Source organism: Paraburkholderia sp. RL17-383-BIF-A, from assembly GCF_046028015.1.
In the GTDB taxonomy this organism is placed as follows: Bacteria; Pseudomonadota; Gammaproteobacteria; order Burkholderiales; family Burkholderiaceae; genus Paraburkholderia.
This window is the reverse complement of sequence record NZ_JARESR010000011.1, coordinates 1-18,788: the sequence shown is the minus strand read 5'-3', so window position 1 is coordinate 18,788 and position 18,788 is coordinate 1. Positions and strand designations below refer to the sequence as shown.

16 protein-coding genes are annotated in these 18,788 nt (G+C 62.5%); 13 read left to right on the top strand and 3 right to left on the bottom strand.

Annotated features, from left to right (window positions below; genetic code table 11):
• Window positions 1-38: 38 nt before the first annotated feature.
• The 12 genes from P0D71_RS14965 (at window position 39) to alr (ending at window position 15,009) form a co-directional block, all read left to right on the top strand.
• Window positions 39-944: a LysR family transcriptional regulator gene (locus P0D71_RS14965; RefSeq protein WP_408187188.1), complete on the top strand. Its 906-nt coding sequence runs from the start codon at window positions 39-41 to the stop codon at window positions 942-944.
• A gap of 231 nt (window positions 945-1,175) precedes the next feature.
• Entirely contained in the window at window positions 1,176-2,258 is a 1,083-nt protein-coding gene (locus tag P0D71_RS14960) for a LacI family DNA-binding transcriptional regulator (RefSeq protein WP_408480759.1), read from the top strand.
• Window positions 2,259-2,451: 193 nt separating this feature from the next.
• Window positions 2,452-3,123: a cysteine hydrolase family protein gene (locus P0D71_RS14955; protein WP_408480917.1), complete on the top strand. Its 672-nt coding sequence runs from the start codon at window positions 2,452-2,454 to the stop codon at window positions 3,121-3,123.
• Between the two features lie 146 nt (window positions 3,124-3,269).
• Entirely contained in the window at window positions 3,270-4,835 is a 1,566-nt protein-coding gene (locus P0D71_RS14950; protein WP_408480757.1) for an ABC transporter substrate-binding protein, read from the top strand.
• Window positions 4,836-4,842: 7 nt separating this feature from the next.
• Window positions 4,843-5,778: an ABC transporter permease gene (locus tag P0D71_RS14945; protein WP_408295157.1), complete on the top strand. Its 936-nt coding sequence runs from the start codon at window positions 4,843-4,845 to the stop codon at window positions 5,776-5,778.
• Entirely contained in the window at window positions 5,775-6,746 is a 972-nt protein-coding gene (locus tag P0D71_RS14940; protein ID WP_408295160.1) for an ABC transporter permease, read from the top strand. Before P0D71_RS14945 ends, P0D71_RS14940 begins: the two co-directional genes overlap by 4 nt.
• Complete coding sequence (locus P0D71_RS14935; RefSeq protein WP_091805962.1) at window positions 6,743-7,585, top strand: ATP-binding cassette domain-containing protein; 843 nt, start codon at window positions 6,743-6,745, stop codon at window positions 7,583-7,585. Before P0D71_RS14940 ends, P0D71_RS14935 begins: the two co-directional genes overlap by 4 nt.
• Window positions 7,575-8,417 (top strand): ABC transporter ATP-binding protein, encoded by an 843-nt coding sequence (locus tag P0D71_RS14930; protein WP_408480756.1) that lies wholly within the window; start codon window positions 7,575-7,577, stop codon window positions 8,415-8,417. Before P0D71_RS14935 ends, P0D71_RS14930 begins: the two co-directional genes overlap by 11 nt.
• Window positions 8,418-8,606: 189 nt before the next feature.
• Entirely contained in the window at window positions 8,607-9,776 is a 1,170-nt protein-coding gene (locus P0D71_RS14925) for a porin (protein WP_408480755.1), read from the top strand.
• 69 nt (window positions 9,777-9,845) lie between these two features.
• Window positions 9,846-11,969 carry a hydantoinase/oxoprolinase family protein gene (locus tag P0D71_RS14920; RefSeq protein ID WP_408480753.1) on the top strand — a complete coding sequence of 708 codons (2,124 nt, stop codon included), beginning with the start codon at window positions 9,846-9,848 and terminating at the stop codon, window positions 11,967-11,969.
• Entirely contained in the window at window positions 11,966-13,816 is a 1,851-nt protein-coding gene (locus P0D71_RS14915) for a hydantoinase B/oxoprolinase family protein (protein WP_408480751.1), read from the top strand. Before P0D71_RS14920 ends, P0D71_RS14915 begins: the two co-directional genes overlap by 4 nt.
• Window positions 13,817-13,836: 20 nt before the next feature.
• The gene (gene alr, locus P0D71_RS14910) at window positions 13,837-15,009 is read left to right on the top strand and encodes an alanine racemase (protein WP_408187196.1); all 1,173 of its coding nucleotides are present in this window, start codon (window positions 13,837-13,839) and stop codon (window positions 15,007-15,009) included.
• A 30-nt stretch (window positions 15,010-15,039) separates the two neighbouring features.
• Here alr and P0D71_RS14905 read toward each other — a convergent pair whose 3' ends face one another.
• Window positions 15,040-16,188 carry a porin gene (locus P0D71_RS14905; protein WP_408187197.1) on the bottom strand — a complete coding sequence of 383 codons (1,149 nt, stop codon included), beginning with the start codon at window positions 16,186-16,188 and terminating at the stop codon, window positions 15,040-15,042.
• A 161-nt stretch (window positions 16,189-16,349) separates the two neighbouring features.
• Here P0D71_RS14905 and P0D71_RS14900 point away from each other — a divergent pair, with 161 nt between their 5' ends.
• The gene (locus P0D71_RS14900; RefSeq protein WP_408480749.1) at window positions 16,350-16,619 is read left to right on the top strand and encodes a hypothetical protein; all 270 of its coding nucleotides are present in this window, start codon (window positions 16,350-16,352) and stop codon (window positions 16,617-16,619) included.
• On the opposite strand, the gene P0D71_RS14895 is transcribed toward P0D71_RS14900, so the two are convergent.
• Together P0D71_RS14895 and bktB are read right to left on the bottom strand one after the other, a co-directional pair.
• Window positions 16,616-17,467 (bottom strand): 3-hydroxybutyryl-CoA dehydrogenase, encoded by an 852-nt coding sequence (locus tag P0D71_RS14895; RefSeq protein ID WP_091805982.1) that lies wholly within the window; start codon window positions 17,465-17,467, stop codon window positions 16,616-16,618. The two genes, P0D71_RS14900 and P0D71_RS14895, sit on opposite strands and share 4 nt — an antisense overlap.
• A 33-nt stretch (window positions 17,468-17,500) precedes the next feature.
• Entirely contained in the window at window positions 17,501-18,688 is a 1,188-nt protein-coding gene (gene bktB, locus P0D71_RS14890; RefSeq protein WP_408295184.1) for a beta-ketothiolase BktB, read from the bottom strand.
• Window positions 18,689-18,788: the final 100 nt, after the last annotated feature.

Genomic DNA, 18,788 nt, shown 5'->3' with positions numbered 1-18,788 from the left:
AAAATCACGAATACCGAATCCTGCTATTCGAAAAACACATGTCAAAAGACGTTACCCTGCGGCAGATGCGTTACTTCGTGGCGGCAGCCCAGAGCGGGCAGTTTTCGATGGCGGCGACGGCTGAGCACGTGTCGCAGTCGGCGATCACCAATGCGGTGCTCGCATTGGAGGAAACCCTGGGTACGCGGCTCTTCGAGCGCCTGCCTCAGGGCGTTACGTTGACGCCGGACGGGCACGATTTCCTGAACCACGCGCGGCACATACTCGATTCGGTGCGCGACGCGGTCTACAAGGCGCCGTTCCGCTCGCACGATCTGAAGGGAACCGTGCGCATTGCTGCGTCGTATACGGTGCTGGGGTACTTTTTGCCCGAGTTGATGGGGCGTTTTCGCGCGACGTATCCGGACATCGAAATCGATCTGCATGACCTCGACCGCGAGTCGATCGAACAGGCCGTGCTCGATGGAGTCGTCGATCTCGGTATCGTCCTGCTGTCCAACGTCGAAAATATCAGGCAATTCCGGCACCACGTGCTGATCCGTTCGCGCCGGCAGTTGTGGACTTCTCCGACCCATCCGCTCACGCAACTGAACGCGCCTTCGCTCGCGGATATCGCAAGTTATCCGTACATCCTGATTACCGTGGACGAAGGCGAGCAATCGACGCTGCGGTACTGGAAGCAGAACAATGTCGAACCCAACATCGCGTTTCGCACCAGTTCAATGGAAGCGCTGCGCGGTCTGGTGGCGCATGGCTTTGGCGTGACGATTCTTTCGGATATGGTGTTTCGTCCGTGGTCGCTGGAAGGCAAGCGGATCGATGCGCGGCCGATTCTCAACGCGATTCCGCAGATGGACGCGGGCATGTTGTGGCGCAAAGGCGCAACGCTGGATACGCCGGCCGTTGCGTTTCAGCAGTTCCTCATTCATGCATGCGGGAGTTGAAAGCGAGGAGTGGGCGGAGCGACGAAAGAGGCGGTGCATCGCCCGAATCCACGTCGCAGTTTCACGTGTATCTGTTTTTCGCATACCCTGGCGGCTGTTTTCTGTCTGTAGGTGGGGCTGCCCATTTCCGCCGCGAAGCCGCGCCGGCATTGGCCGGAGCCGGGACGCACTATAATCGGCTCGATGCATCGATTCATTAAGAGTCGATCGACGACCTTTTCGCCTTCCGTCATGCCCAAAGAGAAAGCCAGCAAACCCGTTCAGCCCGCGTTGCGCAGCCGCAAATCCCCCCAGGGTTCGCCCACCGTGCAGGACGTCGCGCGTCTCGCGAAGGTGTCGGTCGGCTCGGTGTCGCGTGTGCTGAACGGCCGCGAGAATGTGGCGCCAGCCATTCAGGAGGCGGTGCGCGCCGCGGTGGCCGAGTTGAATTTCGTGCCGAACGTGGTGGCGCGCAGCATGCGCAAAGGCAGTTCCAGCGCAATCGGCTGTCTGATTTCGGACATCACGCAGCACACCGCCGCACAGATGGTCAGCGCCGCCGAAGAGCGTCTGCGGGCGAGGGGTTTCGAAATTCTGATCGCCAATTCCCACTACGATCTCGAACGCGAGCGCGCCATTCTGTCGAGCCTGAAGCAGCGCCGTATCGACGGATTCATCGGCGCGATTTCCGACGACGAGACGCCTTCCTATTTCAACTTCCTGCATACGCTGAATATGCCGGTCGTGCTGTGGGAGCGCGATGCACAGGGCGAATTCAATTCGGTCCTGACCGATCACGCCGACGGCTGCCGCCAGGCCGTGCGCTATCTCGCATCGCTCGGACATCGCGCCATTGCGCTCGTCGCCGGTCATGAAAACACGTGGGTGGGCCGCGAGATGGTGCGCGGCTATCAGGCCGCGTGCGAGGCCGCCGGCATCGCGCTCGACCCCGCGCTCGTGCTGCGTACCAGCGCCTTTAACAAGGACGTCTGCCGCGCCTTGCTCAGCGGTCCCGACCGGCCCTCCGCCATCATCGCCACGCTGAACGACGTGGCCATCGTGCTCGAAGTCGTGCGGGAAGCCGGGCTGTCGATTCCGGCCGACCTGTCGGTGATATCGATCGGCGAGCACGAGTATTCGGGCATCGCGTCGCCGGCGTTGACCGTGGTGACGCAAAACCCGCGTGATGTCGGCCGCGAAGCAGCGGACATGATGTTGCAACTGATCGACGGCACTGCGCCGTCCGGCATCCGCCGCTCGAAACATCCCATGCGGATGATCGTGCGCGAGTCGTGCGGCGCACCCTCCAGCGCTGCACGCCGCAAAAAGCGCTAGCCGGATTCGATCCTAGGGTTTATCCGATCGCAAAGTTTCTTGACAGCGGATTTTTCGCCGCCGACAGTGCGTACCTACCTGTAGTGAATCGATTCACCAAAACGCGAGGCGCAATATGAGCGACAGGAAAAACGGGGTACAGTCGGGTCAGGACAACAGCAAGGGCGGCGGCCGCGCAGGCCGCCGACGGTTTATGAAAACGGCGGGCGTGTTTGCCGGCGCAGTGGCGACCGGACTGGGTCTCGATGGCTGTGGGGAGGGCGGAATCAGCGCCGCGTCCGCGCAGAGCGTGGGTGCGCGGATTCCCGCGATCGTGCCGGCGCAAACAGCGCTGGTGGTCATGCATTATCAGACCGACATCCTGGCGCTCTTTCCGGCCGTCGCGCCTACTCTGCTCGCCAATACACGCAAGCTGTGCGATGCCGCGCGGGCTAAAGGCGTCAGCGTCTACTTCGCCAAGATCCAGTTCAGTCCGGGCTATCCGGAAGTCAGTCCGTTGAACAAGAACGGGCAGGGGCTCAAGCAACTCGGCCTTTTCATCAACGACAGGATCGCGCCGGAACTCGGCCAGCAGGCCAACGAGCCGCTCATCATCGGGCATCGGGCCAGCGTATTTTTCGGCACTGATCTGCAGGCGCGGCTTTCCGCGCAGGGTATCGATTCGCTGATCATGGCCGGCATTGCGTCGACCGGCGTGGTGCTGTCGTCAGTCGCCTATGCGAGCGATTCGGACTTCCGCTTATACACCGTGAAGGATTGCTGTTTCGACCCGGATCAGGTCGTCCATGATCATCTCTTTTCCACCGCATTCGATTCGCGCACCACGGTGCTGTCGCTCGCCGACGCCTCGTTGCTGCTCGCCTAGGCCCGTCGCAACGCGCGCTGAACCCGCCAATCAGGGTTTCCGATATTTTTGAAAAGTTGACTCGCTGCACTAAGCTCACTATTGTCTGTGAATCGATTCACGAAAGACGCGGTGAGTTGCGCGGCATTGGAAAAGCAGAGGATTTCATGACTTTCAGCAACAGGCGACGCCAACTGCTCCGCGCGGGCGCCGCAAGCATTGCGGGGCTTTCCCTGCCGTTCGCGCTCGAAGGCCGGGTATTCGCGGCCGAAGCAGGGGTACTGTCGGTTGCCATTCCGAGCAATCCGCAAACGCTCGATCCGCTCAACCAGCCGAATCACGACGTCATGGCGATCAACCAGTTGATCTTCGAGAATCTGGTCGGCATCGACGCACGCGGCCAGCGGGTGCCGCAACTGGCGCGCGCGTGGACGATTTCGCCTGACAAACTGACGTACACGTTCGATTTGCAGCGCGGCGTGAACTTTCAGAACGGCCAGCCTTTTACGTCGGCCGACGTGAAGTACAGCTTCGACTACGTGTTGAACCCCGCGAACAAGGCATTCCGCCGGCCGTTCTGGACTGTGATCGACTCAGTCAGCGCACCGGACGCGCATACCGCCGTGATCCGCCTCAAGCGTCCCTACCGGCCATTGCTCGACTACATGTCGAAGTACATGGGCATTTTCCCAGTGGGCAGCCGCGAGCAACACCCGGCGGAGTACTTCAAGCAGACGCCGATCGGAGTCGGCACGGGCCCGGCGATCTTCGTGCAGTCGAAGGCGAACGACTTCGTCGAACTGAAGCGCAATCCGGCTTACTGGGGTAAAGGCGAGCCGCATTGGGACAAGATCGTGTTTCGCATCATTCCGGAAGAGTCGTCACGGCTCGCGTCGCTGATGTCGAACCAGACGCAGATCATCAGTGCGCCGCCGGCCCAGACGTTTGCACAGATCCGCACGTCGGCGGGCCTCGCGGGCGATAGCCGTCCCTCGCCGACCAGCCCGCTGATGATGTGCCTGAACAACCGCAAGGCGCCTTTCGACGATCTGGCGTTTCGCCGTGCCGTTTCGCTCGTGCTCGACCGCGCGAAGATCTGCCGTGATCTGTGCTACGGCGCAGTGAAGGCGAGCAGCATGCCGTTTGCGCCGGAGTCGTCGTGGTACGACTCCGGCTCGGCGGGAAGCCTGGCGTTCAATCTGGACCACGCGCGAGCGGCGTTGAAAAGCTCGAAATACGCGAGCGGCGCTTCGTTCGATTTGCTGTACGTGCAGCCTGCGTATCTGATCGACACGTCGTCGACGGCGCTTTTCATTCAGGCGCAACTCGCGTCGCTGGGTGTCCGTGTCAATCTGCGTCCGCTCGATTTTGGGCAGATGATCTCGCAGGTGCTGGTCGGCAACCACGCAGCGGCGTTGACCGGATTCATCGCACCGCCAGAGCCGACTTACCTGCTCAACGCGCTGTTCCGCCCAACCGAGAGTCTGTGGAAAGCGAGCGGCTACGAAAGCGCAGAACTGCTGAAGCTGATCGACGACAGCTATCTGGTCGACGATCCTGCTGCGCTCAAGCCGATCCTGGCGAGCCTTCAGCAAGTGCTGGCGCGTGACTGTCCGGCGGTCTGGATCGGTGCGCTGGAAGTGCAGAATTTGTGGCGCAGCAACGTGAAGGATTTTCAGGTGAACACCGGCTTCTCGCTGAAGCTCGACAACGTCTATCTGGCGAAGGTATGAGGTCGATATGAAAGCCGTTTCGAGGCTGTTTTCGTCGGTGCTCGTGCTACTGGTGGTCAGCGCGTTGCTGTTCGCCATGTGCCGCGCCACACCCGTATCGCCCGCGCGTTTGACATTGGGTAGCGACGCGAGCGTCGAACAGGTCGCCGCGTTCAATCATCAGTATGGGCTCGACCGGCCGGTCGCCGCGCAGTACGGCACGTGGCTGAACGGTGCGCTCGCGCTCGATTTCGGCAAGTCCTACGTGACCGGCAATCCGATCGGTCCGCAGATCGCCGATACGCTGCCGAATACCGTCGAGCTCGTCACGCTGTCGTTCATCTTCACGATTGTGGTGTCGATCGTGCTCGGCACCGTGGCGGCATTGAAAGAGAACAGCGGCACGGACCATCTGCTGCGTGCGGTGGCAATCGTGGGTCTATCCGTGCCGTCGTTCTGGCTGGGGCTGCTGCTGATCCGCTATGTCGCGCTGAAAACCGGGTGGTTTCCGGTAGGTGGTCTCACGCCCTGGTCGGACGGCGCGGCGACGCATCTGCTCGCGCTGGTGCTGCCCGTACTCACGATGTCGGTGTACTACATCTCCGTGCTGAGCCGTCTGGTGCGGGCGAACATGGTCGACGCGCTCTCGCAGGATTACGTGCGAACCGCCAGAGCGCTCGGTTTGTCGCCGTCGCGTATTCGCCTCTATGCATTGAAGAACGCATTGCCGTCGCTCGTGAGCACCGCCGCGATGAGTTACGGCTACATGTTCGGCTGGGCATTGATCGTCGAACAGATCTTCAATTTGCCCGGCGTCTCGCGCGCGTTGCTCACGGCGATCTTCCAGCGTGACTATCCGACCGTGCAGGCCATCGTGCTCGTCATCACCACGATCTTCATCGCGTCGAACACGTGCGCCGACGTCCTGCATGGTTATCTCGATCCGAAGGCGAATAGAACATGATGGCTGATTCATCTCTACCCAACGTGCAACGCAAGCCGCATGTTATCGGCGCCTGGCTCGCATCGGCTGGCCGGCTGCTGCGCGCGCTGATGCATGAACCGGCCGGTGCGATCGGTCTCGTGACGATCGTGCTGCTGGGCGTAATTGCAGTGTGCGCACCGTGGCTGCCCTTGAAGGATCCGCTGCAGCTCTATATCGAGCATCGTCTGGAGGCGCCGAGTGCGGCGTTCTGGCTCGGCACCGACCAGGTGGGCCGTGACATTCTGAGCCGTACCATCTGGGGCGCTCGCGCGTCGCTGTCGATTGGACTCTGCGCGGTTGCGATCGGCCTCGTGCTGGGTACGGGCATTGGGTTAGTGGCCGGTTACAAGGCCGGCTCCTGGCTCGACGAAACGCTGATGAAAGTAATGGAAGTGCTCGCGTCGATTCCGCTGTTGATCTGGGCGATCGCGCTCGTCGGCATTACCGGCACTGATACGCTGCATATCGGCTTTCTCGCAATTTCGAACGAGACCAAGCTCGTGTTGCTGATCGGCGTGCTGTACGCGCCGGGTCTTGCGCGGCTTACCCATAGTCTCGCCAAGGCCGAGTCGCAAGCGGAGTATGTCGCGGCACGGGTTCTGCAAGGCGCGAGTGGCGCGCGCATCATGTTGTCCGATGTGCTGCCCAACATCATCTCGCCCGTGCTGATCCAGGCGTCGCTGCTGCTCGGCGTGACGATCATCGTGGAGGCGTCGCTCAGTTTCATCGGACTCGGTGTGCAACCGCCTACGCCGAGCTGGGGCGCGATGCTTTCCGATGCACGCGCACTGATTTTCACCGACAACTGGTGGGTGTCGGTGTTCCCGGGCGCAGCGGTGTTCGTCAGCGTGCTTGCCTTCAATCTGTTCGGCGACTCGATGCGCACTATTCTCGATCCGCGGCGGCGCAATGCGCGTGCGGCGAACCTGACGGGAGCGTCGCTATGAACGAAGCGCTGCTGTCGATTGAAAACCTGCACGTCACGTTCGGTTCGGGCAAGACGCAGACCGAAGTGTTGCATGGGCTCGATTTGCAAGTGGGACGTGGCGAGGCAGTCGGGCTCGTCGGCGAATCGGGTTCGGGCAAGAGCGTTGCTTCGCTGGCGGTGCTCGGCCTGCTTGGCAACGCTGGCCGTATCAGCGGCGGGCGTATCGTGCTCGACGGCGAAGATCTGGGCCGTGCATCGGAGGCGCGCATGCGCGCATTGCGCGGACGGCGCATCTCCATGATCTTTCAGGATCCGGCTACGGCGCTCAATCCCGCCTTCACGATCGGCGCGCAACTCGCCGACGTGGTCCGCGCCCACCGTCCACTGCGCGGCCGTGCGATCCGCAACGAAGTGCATGCCGTGCTCGCACGCGTCGGCTTCAAAGATCCACGCACCACGGCGCGGGCGTATCCGCACGAACTGAGCGGCGGCATGAAGCAACGCGCGATGATCGCCGCCGCGATTGTCTGCGAACCGGCGCTGCTGCTCGCGGACGAACCCACCACCGCGCTCGACGTGACCGTGCAGGCGCAGATCGTCGAATTGTTGAGAACGCTGGTGGACGAAATGGATCTCGGCCTCGTGTTCATCACGCACAACCTCGACCTGATGGCCGAATTGTGTTCACGCGCCGTCGTGCTGAAACAGGGGTACGTGGTCGAAGCCGGCCCGGTGGAAGACATCTTTCTGCGGCCTTCGCACGAATACACGCGGCATCTGATCGCGAGCATTCCGCGTTTGCCGGCTACGCGTGCTGCCGGCCGTCATCAACCTGAGGAGACGCGTAATGTCCGCTAACGTGCCGAACGGCATTCAGGCCGCTCAGGCCGCGCAGCCGATCTTCGCGCTGCAGGAGGTCGGCAAGTCCTATGCGCTGGCGCGCTCGCCGCTGGAGCGCATGTTCAACCGGCGCCGCTTCCATGCCGTGTCGGGCGTGAGTCTGGAAGTGGCGAAGGGCGATGCGCTCGCAATTGTCGGCGAAAGCGGCAGCGGCAAATCGACTGTCGCGCGCATGATGGTCGGCCTCACCGCGCCGACGGCCGGCTCGATCCGTTTCAGGGGCGACGCATTGAACACGATGACGCGCTCGCAGAACGCCACGTTCCGCCAGCGCGTGCAGATGGTGTTCCAGAGCACGACGAACTCGCTGAACCCGCGCAAGACGATCGCCACGACGCTCGCGGAAGCGATCGGCAACGACGGCGTGCCGGTGCGCCAGTTGCTCGATATGGTGCGGCTGCCTGCATTCGTGCTGGCGCGCTATCCGCATCAGCTGTCGGGCGGTCAGCGCCAGCGCGTGGGTATTGCACGGGCGCTCGCGCGCCGTCCGGAACTGGTCGTTGCCGATGAACCGACTTCCGCGCTCGACGTATCGATCCAGGCGGAGATCATTCGCCTGCTGCGCGATCTTCATCAAAGCGCCGGTGTCTCGCTGGTCGTGATCAGCCACGATCTGGCGCTGGTTGGCGAACTGTGTCAGCGGGTGGTGGTGATGCGGGAAGGGCGCGTGGTGGAAGCGGGAGCCGTGGATCAGGTGCTGTTCGAACCACGCGAGCGCTACACGACGGAGTTGCTGGCGGCGATCCCGAAAGGCATCGGCCGGCACATCATAGGGGTGGGACCAGAGTAAATGCTAAAGCACTAACGCTGGTCGACACAGGAGAGGCGGTCCGAGCAGTAGAAAAGAAGATCCGGGTCAAGCAGTGAGCCGGCCCACCTTGGGATATTTTTTTGAGCCTTTGGTGAATCGATTCATTTGCTATTATCAATCGATCGCTAGCCGACCGGGGTGTCGCGATTCCTTGTTTGGAGAAGAGCGGTGAAGGAAAAGTTATTCATCATGGCGGTTTTGATGGGCGGGAGCGGTCTCGTTCATGCGCAGAGTTCGGTCACGCTGTACGGGATCATCAACGAGGCAATTACCTACTCGTCGAATCAGGGTGGCCACAGCGCGGTGCAACTCACCGGCAACGGCGAGTACGGCAGCCGCTGGGGACTGCGGGGCGCCGAAGACCTCGGCGGCGGCACCAAGGCGATCTTCACGCTCGAGAGCGGCTTCAATCCGGTCAACGGCGCGCTCGGTCAGAACAACCGCATGTTCGGCCGCCAGGCTTTCGTGGGTTTCTCGAATACGAACTACGGCACGCTGACCTTCGGCCGCCAGTACGACGCGATCGTCGGCACCTTGCAGACCATGACGTCCAACGGCGCGTGGGGCGGCGTGATGTTTTCGCACCCGTACGACAACGACAATACCGACGACTTTCTGCGCGTCAATAACTCGATCAAATACGTCTCGCCGAATCTGAAGGGCTTCACCGGTACGGCGATGTACGCATTCAGCAACGCGCCCGGCGCCTTTGCGAACAACCGCATGTGGTCGGTGGGCGGCATCTATTCGCAGGGTGCGTTTTCTATCGCGGCGGCCTATTCGCTCTACAACGAACCGGGCGTGAACACCACCGCGAATGTGAACACCAACGGTGCGATCACTTGTTGCGATGCGCCGATCACGTCCAAACGCGAGCAGATTGCGGGCATCGGCGCGTCGTATGTGATCGGACCGGCCAAGCTGAGCCTGATGTACAGCAACGCGATCTACAACAACGTGGGCACGACGCTGACGAGCGGCATCAACTATCGCTTCAACAACTATGAAGCGAATGCGCGCTTCACGATCGATCCAACGCTGTTCTTCGGCATGGCCTACACGTACACGAGCGACAACATCACCGGCGGACCGGGCGGTCCTACGCAGGTGCACTGGCATCAGGTCAATCTGCTGGTCGACAAGTTCCTCTCCAAGCGGACCTCCATCTACACCGAGGTGATTTATCTGCGCGCGGCCGGCGGCGGTTTTCCGCGACCTACGGGCGGACCATTGCCCGCGACCTCGAACGGTCTGCTCGCCTCGCAGATTCAGACCATGTTGCCTTCTTCGGGACAGAACCAGGCCGTGTTCAGCCTGGGACTCGTTCACAAGTTCTAGCAGTACAGCATTGACCGGCGCAAACCCGCCAAGCGTTTGCGCCGCATCGACTAACAAGCAAGGTGTGTAATGACTGAAAGACTTTACCGGGCCGGTGTCGATATCGGCGGGACCTTCACCGATATCGTCGTGATCGGCGATGACGGCGTGATTCATACCAGGAAGGTTTCGTCCACGCCGCAGGACTACGGCATTGCGATCGTCGCGGGTGTGCAGGCGCTGCTCGCCTCGCTCGATGCGCAACCGCGCCAGATAACCGAACTGGTTCACGCTACCACCGTCGCCACCAATACGGTGCTCGAAGGCAAAGGCGCGCGCACGGCGCTGATCACGACGCGCGGTTTTCGCGACGTGGTCGAGATCGGCCGCCTGCGGGTGCCGATGCTTTACAACCTCGCGTATCAGAAACCGGAGCCGCTCGCGAAACGCCGGCACCGTTACGAGGTGGACGAACGCCTGCTCGCCGATGGTTCGGTCGACACGCCGCTCGACGATGCGCAAGTGCTGGAAATCGCGCAACGTATCGCCGACGAGAAAATCGAAGCGGTCGCGATCAGCCTGATCCATGCGTATGCGAATCCGGAACACGAGATCCGCATTCGCGATCTGTTGCGCAGTGTGTTGGGCGACTCCGTCTATCTGACCTGCTCGCATGAAATCCTGCCGGAAATCCGCGAATACGAACGCACCAGCACGACCGTCGTCAACGCGTATCTCGGGCCCGTGGTGGTGAGCTATCTGCATTCGCTGATCGACAAGCTGCGCGGCATCGGCATGACCGGCCCGGTGCAGATCATGCATTCGAACGGCGGCGTGATGAGCGCGGCCATGGTCATGCAGAAGCCGGCCACGATCATCGAGTCCGGGCCGGCGGCCGGTGTGATCGCGGGTGCCTCGGTCGCCGCCGCGTCGGGTTACGTCGATTGCATCACGGTGGACATGGGCGGCACCACGGCGAAGGCGGCCATCATCGAGAAGGGTGAGCCGGCGCGCACTACCGAGTACGAGGTGGGTGCGGGCATCAACGTCAGCAGCAAGCTCGTGAAGGGTGGCGGCCACGCGGTGAAGCTGCCGTTCATCGACGTCTCGGAGATCGGCGCGGGCGGCGGCAGTCTGGTGCGTATCGACGCGGGCGGGCTCGTCAAGGTCGGCCCCGATTCGGCGGGTTCGGTGCCCGGCCCCGTGTGCTATGACGCGGGCGGCACGATTCCGACGCTGACCGACGCCGTGCTGACGCTCGGCTATCTGAATCCGGCGTTCCTTGCCGGCGGCGAGTTGCGCATCAATCAGCAGAAGTCGCTCGACGCAATGCGCACGCAGATCGCCGAGCCCACGCACACGGATCTGTACGAAGCCGCGTATGGCGTGTTCTCGATCGCGGCCTCCACGATGACGCGCGCGGTGAAAGCCGTATCGACGTATCGCGGCCGCGATCCGCGCGAATTCGCGCTCTTCGCGTTCGGCGGCAACGGGCCGGTCATCGTTCATGCGATCGCCGAGCTGCTCGACATGAAGACGGTGATCGTGCCGCCGAGCCCCGGCGTGTTCAGCGCGCTCGGTCTGCTGTTCTCGTCGACCCAGCACGAGTTCATGCAGACGATGTTCTGCCGCCTCGATCACTCCGCCGCGATGCAATTGGGCAACGCGCTCGAAGATCTCGTAGCGCGGACCACGGCGGACATGACGGCCGAGGGCAACGCCTTCGCCGATATCGCCGTGACGTGCGCGCTGGATTTGCGCTACACGGGCCAGGCTTACGAGCTGACTGTGCCGATCGAATGGCGTGCCGGCGAACCGCTCGACATTGCGCCGATTGCCGCCGCGTTTCATTCGGAACACGAACGCACTTACGGCCACGCGTCCGCAGACGAGGTTATCGAACTCGTCAATCTGCGCGCGGTCGGTTCGCTGCGCTCGCAGAAAGACCGCGCCTACGACGCGCAACGCGCCGGCGGCAGTCGCGCGAATTCGCCGGCTGCGCGCGCGCCGGTGCGGCGCCGGGCGTATTTCGGCAAGACGCACGGCTTCATCGACACCCCGGTGATCTCGCGGGCCGATCTGCGCGCCGCGCCGATGACCGGCCCGTTGATCGTCGAAGAGTACGACTCGACTTGCGTCGTGCCGCCGAATGCCGGCGCGCGCGTCGATGCCCACGAAAACATTGTCATCACGTTTCTGGAGCAATCCGCATGACTACCCTGCAGGCCGCTTCGGCGGGCACCGATGCCATCACGCTTGAAATCGTCAAGAACGCGCTCGGCTCGATCGCCGACGAAATGGCGCTCGTCGTGCTGCGCACGGCGTATTCGCCGATCGTGCGTGATTCGATGGACTTCTCCACCGCGGTATTCGACCGCGCCGGCCGCGTGATCGCGCAGGGCCTGACCTTGCCGATTCACCTCGGCGCGTTTCCGGCCGCGATGGATAACGTGGTGCGCCGCTTCGGCATGGCCGGCAAGCCCGGCGACATCTACATCATGAACGACCCCTACACGTCGGGCGGCATGCATCTGCCGGATGTGTATCTGATTCAGCCGGTGTTTTACGACTCGCGTATCGAAGGCTATGTGGCGACCATCGTCCACCATGCCGATATCGGCGGCATGGCGCCGGGCAGCATGGCGATCGGCGCAACGGAAATCTATCAGGAAGGTCTGCGGATTCCGTTGATGAAGCTGTGCGATGCCGGCGAGGTCAACGACGCGCTCGTCACGCTGCTGGAGACGAACTCGCGCATGCCGGGCCAGTTGCGCGGCGATCTGCGTGCCCAGGTGGCGTCTTGCAAGGCGGGGGAAAGGGGGCTCGTGCAATTGCTCGACAAGTACGGCGCGGATGGTTTCGGGAGGCTGGTCGAAGCGCTGCACGATTACGCCGAGCGTCTGACGCGCCAGGCCATCAGCACGATGCCGAATGGCGAATACCGTTACGAGGATTTCATCGACGGCCTGGGCGATACGCCGGTGCCGATCGCGTTTCGCGTCAAGGTCACGGTGGCGGACGACGTGGTGAACATCGACTGGACGGGGACCGACGCGCAGGTGCAGGGCGCGATCAATGGTCCGTTCGCGACCACGCAATCGGTCGCGTATGCGGCGGTGCGTTGCGCGATCGGCGTCGATGTGCCGAACTGCGAAGGGTTTTCGCGGCCTGTGCAGGTGTACGCCGAAAGCGGCTCGATCGTGAATCCCGTTGAACCGGCGGCCTGCGCGGCGCGCGGGATCATCGCTTACCGTATGTTCGACGTGTTGCAAGGCGCGTTCGCGCAGATCGTGCCGGATACGATTCCGGCGCTGGGCGAAGGCGGTCCGTCGGTCGTGTCGATTTCCGGGCGCAATCCGGATGGCGAGGGCGGCGCGCGTGGCGCCAACTGGCTGATTACCGACGGCGTGCTCGGCAGTTGGGGCGGTGGCCGCAACGACGGTTGCGAAGGCATTGCGAATCCGCTCGGCAACCTGTCGAACCAGCCGGTCGAATTGATCGAGGCACGTCTGCCGCTCAAGATCACCGAATACGGATTCGTCACCAACTCGGGCGGCGCGGGCCGGCATCGCGGCGGCCTCGCCATGCGCCGCGCTTATGAACTGCGCAGCGACCATGCGTTGCTCGGACTGCGCTCGGACCGGCGCGCGCATCGGCCGACTGGCTCGCACGGTGGGCTGAGCGGGTCCCCGTCACTCAATCTGCTGACACGCGACGGTCAAAGCACATTGCTGCCGACCATGCCGAGCACGGTGACCGCGCTTCGCAAGGGCGACCGTTTCTGCCATATCGCGGCGGGCGGCGCGGGCCATGGCGATCCGTTGACGCGTTCGCCGCAAGCCGTGCGCGAGGACGTGCTGGACGATCGCATCACGGAGCAGCTGGCGCGCGAAGTGTACGGCGTCGTGCTCGAAGGCGCGGCGCGCGACATAGACGGGCAGCGCACCGCCGAGCTGCGTGAGCGCCTCCAGACGCTGACCAGTCAGGAGCGCGTGGCGAAGCAGGAGGCGCTGTTCCTGCAATCCACCGGTGCCGATGCCGCGGCTCTCGGCAAACTCTGACTACGACAGGTGCTTTGACTATGACCGGTTCAATCCTCGCGCCAGACACCGATACTCAACGCATGCGCTTGCTGCGTCCCAGCTGGGCCGAGCTCGACTATGGCGCTATCGCGGCGAATCTGGCGCTCGCGCGCGAACAGGTGGGGCGAGCCACGAAAATCTACTTCGTTTGCAAGGGCGATGGTTTTGGCTTCGGTGCCGCGAAGGTTGCACGGCTGGCGGCGCAAGCGGGTGTGGACGGCTTTTGCGTCGGCAGCCCGGAAGAGGGCGTCGCGATTCGCCGCGCGGGCATCGATCGCGACATCCTGCTGTTTGCGTCGACCTTGCCCGAGGATGCGGCGCGGGTCGCAGCGTTGGGATTGACGGTGACGATCCAGAGTCAGGAAAGCCTGCGCGCATTCATCGAGGCCGGCGTGGCCGTCGATGCCTTCGTCGAAATCGATCCGGGCTTCGGGCGCTTCGGCTTTCTGCCGTCGCAATGGCAGGCCGCGTTCGAAGCACTGCGCGATCAGTCGACCGTTCGGCTCAAAGGCGTGTACACGCATCTGAGTTCGCCGGAGAGCGATGATGTGACGCACAAGCAGGCCGGCGTATTCGATGCGGCGCTGGCCGATGCGCGCGCGGCGGGATTCGATAACGTGACGACGATGCTGGCGAGCTCGCGAGTCATGCTCGCGCATCCGCATCTGGCGTATCAGGCGGTTGATCCCGGGCGACTGCTATACGGCGCGCTCGACGCGGGCTGGATGGCCCGCGCACCGTTGCGACCGATGTTGCGGGCCGTGCGCGGGCGCATCATTCACGTTCAGGAGCATCCGGCCGGGTCCATGCTCGGCATCGGCTATGCGGAGCCGATCCGGCTCGAACGCGGTGTGCGCATCGGTGTGGTGCCGATTGGCTTCTGGGACGGTCTGAATCATGTGCCGCCGTTGGGTCGCGTGCTGGTGCACGGGCAGGCGGCGCGCATCGTCGGACGCCGCTCTTTCCAGCATACCGTGATCGATATCACGGACATTGCACAGGCGCGAACCGGCAGTGTCGTTACGTTGCTGGGTCAGGACGGCGACCAGTCGATCACGATCGACGAGATGGCGGAAACGCTGCGGCTGCCCGTCATGGAGTTGATCCCGCGACTGGCGAGGAGTCTGCCTCACGTCGATGTGACGGCGACGGATCTGCCGGGCGCCGACTGACGCGTGTCGGCAGATCCGTCCCATACGGCTTTAAAACATTTTGCGGATGCCGACTGCCGCGCCGACGTTGTTGGTGCGGCCAACGGTGTCGACCGCGCCGGTGGCCGGGTTGGTCGAGCCGGGGTAGTCGGCGGCGAATGCGCCATTGCCGCGCGCGAAGTCCACGGTGCCATACACTTCCGTGTGCTTCGACAGCGAGTATTCGGCGAGAACGGTGGCGGAGTAGTTGATACCCGAGCCGAGTGTGCCGTCGATTTTCTCGGCATTGCGAGCGTGACCGTAGTAACCGGCCACGGTGATCAGAAGCGGCGCCGTTGCCTGCCAGTTGCCGCCAATGTAGAGCGTGTCGTCGATACGGTTCGGGCTGCTGCCCGGCAGTTTCGGCGCGCCCGCTTGCTGCATGTTGGCGTCAGTGGTGCCGCTGCGATCCTGCGCGCGCAACCAGCCGGCCAGCAGGCGTACGGTGGGTGTGATCTGGTACGCGCCGCTCACGTGCAGCATGTTGATCTTTGCGCCATTGACGAGGCTGCCACTTGCGGACGTCACCGAGGTTTGCTGGAAGCCTGCGTCGAGCGATGCGGGACCGTGCGTATACGTTACTTCCACGCCATACGTGCTGCCGAGTCCGACCGCGCCCGCCTGATTGCCGAAGCCATAGATTGCGTCGATGCTCAGGCCATTGAACGATGCCTTGTACTTCACCGAGTTGTTGATCGTGAGGTACGGGCCAATACCATTCCATGCCCAGCTGTCTTGCCAGTAATCGCCGACGGTCATCGGGTCGAACACATCGCCCATGGTGTCGTAGAGCGGCGCATATTGGTTACCGAAGGTCAGCGTGCCGTACTTGTCGCTCGACAGGCCGACAAACGCTTGTCGACTGAACAGCGTGTTTGCCTGATGCAGTTGCCCGGAGTTGAGTTCGAAGCCGTTTTCAAGGCGGAAAATCGCGGACAGGCCGCCGCCCAGGTCTTCGGTGCCTTTCAGGCCCCAACGGCTGTGGGTTTCCGGGCCGACCGTCATGCTGAACTGGTCTTTGCCATCCGGGGCGGCATTCGTCTGATAGCGGAGCGCCGTATCGACGAGACCATACAGCGTGACCGAGCTCTGTGCGAATGCGGGGGACGCGGCAAGGACGAAAAGTGACACGGCGGCACTGGAAATAACGGCTTTTTTCATCAGACGGTTGTCCTAACTATGATTGTTCATTTGACCGCCTCAATGCCCTCGAAGACTGGCTGGGTGAGGCTGAAACCGGGAGCATAGTCGGTGAGTTTTTTGCCTCATATCGCATAATATGGATTGGTTCCTTCCAGAATCAGGAACAATAAGGCGGTCACATGTCTGATGGAAATGCCTGCAATGTGCAGCAGGCATGCGAGCGGTTTGACGCGGCAGGCGCCGCCATTCGAGATCGAGCCATAGACCATCGGCTCGCTTTTGCAAGCGCCAGCGTGTCGCTAAAAAGCGACGATTGGTGGGCTGTGCTGCATGACCTGATGTCGCGTTCGGCCCACGTTGTCACCGATTGGCGTGCAGCCGTTCGCGGGGTAATGGCTCGCAATCGGCCGCGGGTGACACCGTGGCCGATCGCCTTGCCGAACCTCTAGTCGTAGCGATAGACGCCCTGACCCACCTTGCGTCCAAGGTGGCCTGCCGCTACCAACTCGCGCAGTAATGGGCTTGCGCGATATTTCGAATCGCCGAAGTCCTTCAGGAACACATCGAGGACCGACAGGCAAACGTCGAGCCCGATCAGATCCGCGAGCGCCAGAGGGCCAATCGGGTGATTCGCGCCGAGGCGCATGCCGAGGTCGATCTCCTCCGCCGTGGCGATGCCTTCAGCGAGCACGAAAAACGCTTCGTTGATCATCGGCACCAGAATGCGGTTCACCACGAAGCCCGGTGCGTTCTTTACGCTGATCGGTGACTTGTCGAGCTTGACTGTCAGCTCACGTACAGCCTCAATCGTGGCCGCGCTGGTCTGTATGCCACGAATGATTTCGACGAGCGGCAGGAGCGGCACCGGATTGAAGAAGTGCATGCCGATGAAGCGAGACGCATCGGTCAGCGCGGCCCCGAGTGCGGTGATCGAGATCGACGAGGTATTCGATGCAATGATCGTCTCCGGCCGCGCGACGGATTCGATCTGCCGCAAGATGCGGATCTTCAGATCGGTATTTTCCGTGGCGGCCTCGATCACGAGGTCGACGGTGGTGAGGCGCTGATAGTCGGTGGACGTCTCGATGCGCGAGAGGGCAGCCTCTTTCACCGCCGCGTCGAGCTTGCCCTTGGCGACCAGCCGTTCGAGGCTGCCTGTCAGCGTGGCCAGGCCCTTCGCAAGCGCCGCCTCGTTGACATCGATCATGATCGCCTTCAGTCCCGCGACTGCGACGACCTGAGCGATGCCGTTGCCCATCGTCCCTGCACCAATTATCCCAACGGTATTGATTGTCATGGCTATTCCTTGTCAGCAATGCGACACAGTGTTCTATTGTAGGCGCTCGAAAATAGCCGCAATACCCTGGCCGCCTCCGATACACATCGTAACCAGCGCAAACCGCCCGTTGATACGCTGCAATTCATACAGCGCCTTGACGGTAATCAGCGCACCCGTCGCGCCGATCGGATGACCGAGCGAAATGCCGGAGCCATTCGGGTTCACCTTGAGCGGGTCGAGTTCGAGCTGCTGCGTCACGGCGCAGGCCTGCGCGGCAAAGGCCTCGTTCGCCTCGATCACGTCGAGATCGCCGATGCCGAGGCCGGCGCGCTGGAGTGCAATGCGCGTGGCGGGCACCGGGCCGATGCCCATATAGAGAGGATCGACGCCGGCATGCGCGTATGACACGAGCCGGGCCAGCGGTTTCAGGCCGCGCGCATCCGCCGCTTCGCGCGACATCAAAAGAACAGCGGCTGCCGCATCGTTGATACCGGATGCGTTGCCTGCGGTGACCGTGCCGTTTTCCTTCTGGAAAACGGGCCGCAATCCGCTCAGTTCAGCGGGATCGAGTTCCAGACGCACATGTTCGTCGGTGTCGAAAACGACCTGTTTGCCTTTTACGGTCCGCGTAATCGGCAGGATCTGATCCTTGAAGCGGCCTTCGGCAATGGCATGGGCGGCGCGCCGATGCGATTCGACTGCGAGTGCGTCCTGCTGTTCGCGCGTAATGCCGTACTTGCTGGCGACGTTCTCGGCAGTCACACCCATCGGTACTGTATGGAACGGATCGTTCAACGCCCCGAGCATCATGTCGATCAGGCGGGTGTCGCCCATTCGTGCGCCAAAGCGTGCGTCAGGCGTGATGTAGGGCGCACGGCTCATGTTCTCCGCGCCGCCGCCGATCGCGATGTCGGCATCGCCGAGCAGAATGGATTGCGCTGCGGAGACAATGGCCTGCAAGCCTGAGCCGCACAGACGATTGACGTTGAAAGCCGGTGTCGTTTCGCTAACGCCGCCGTTGATCGCAGCTACGCGCGACAGGTACAGGTCTTTGGGTTCGGTGGCTATCACGTTGCCGAATACGACCTGACCGACCTGATCGCCCTCCACGCCGGCCCGTGCCAGCACCTCACGTACGACAAGCGCTCCGAGTTCGGAGGGCGGAATGTCCTTCAGGCTTCCGCCAAACTTGCCGATCGCGGTGCGCACACCACTGACAACAACCACTTCTCTTTGCACTTGAGACTCCTTGGAATCACTTGAACGCGCGCAGCTTGTCCCGCTGTGCGCGTGAGGAAGTTACATGTTCGGGTAGTTAGGACCGCCGCCGCCTTCAGGC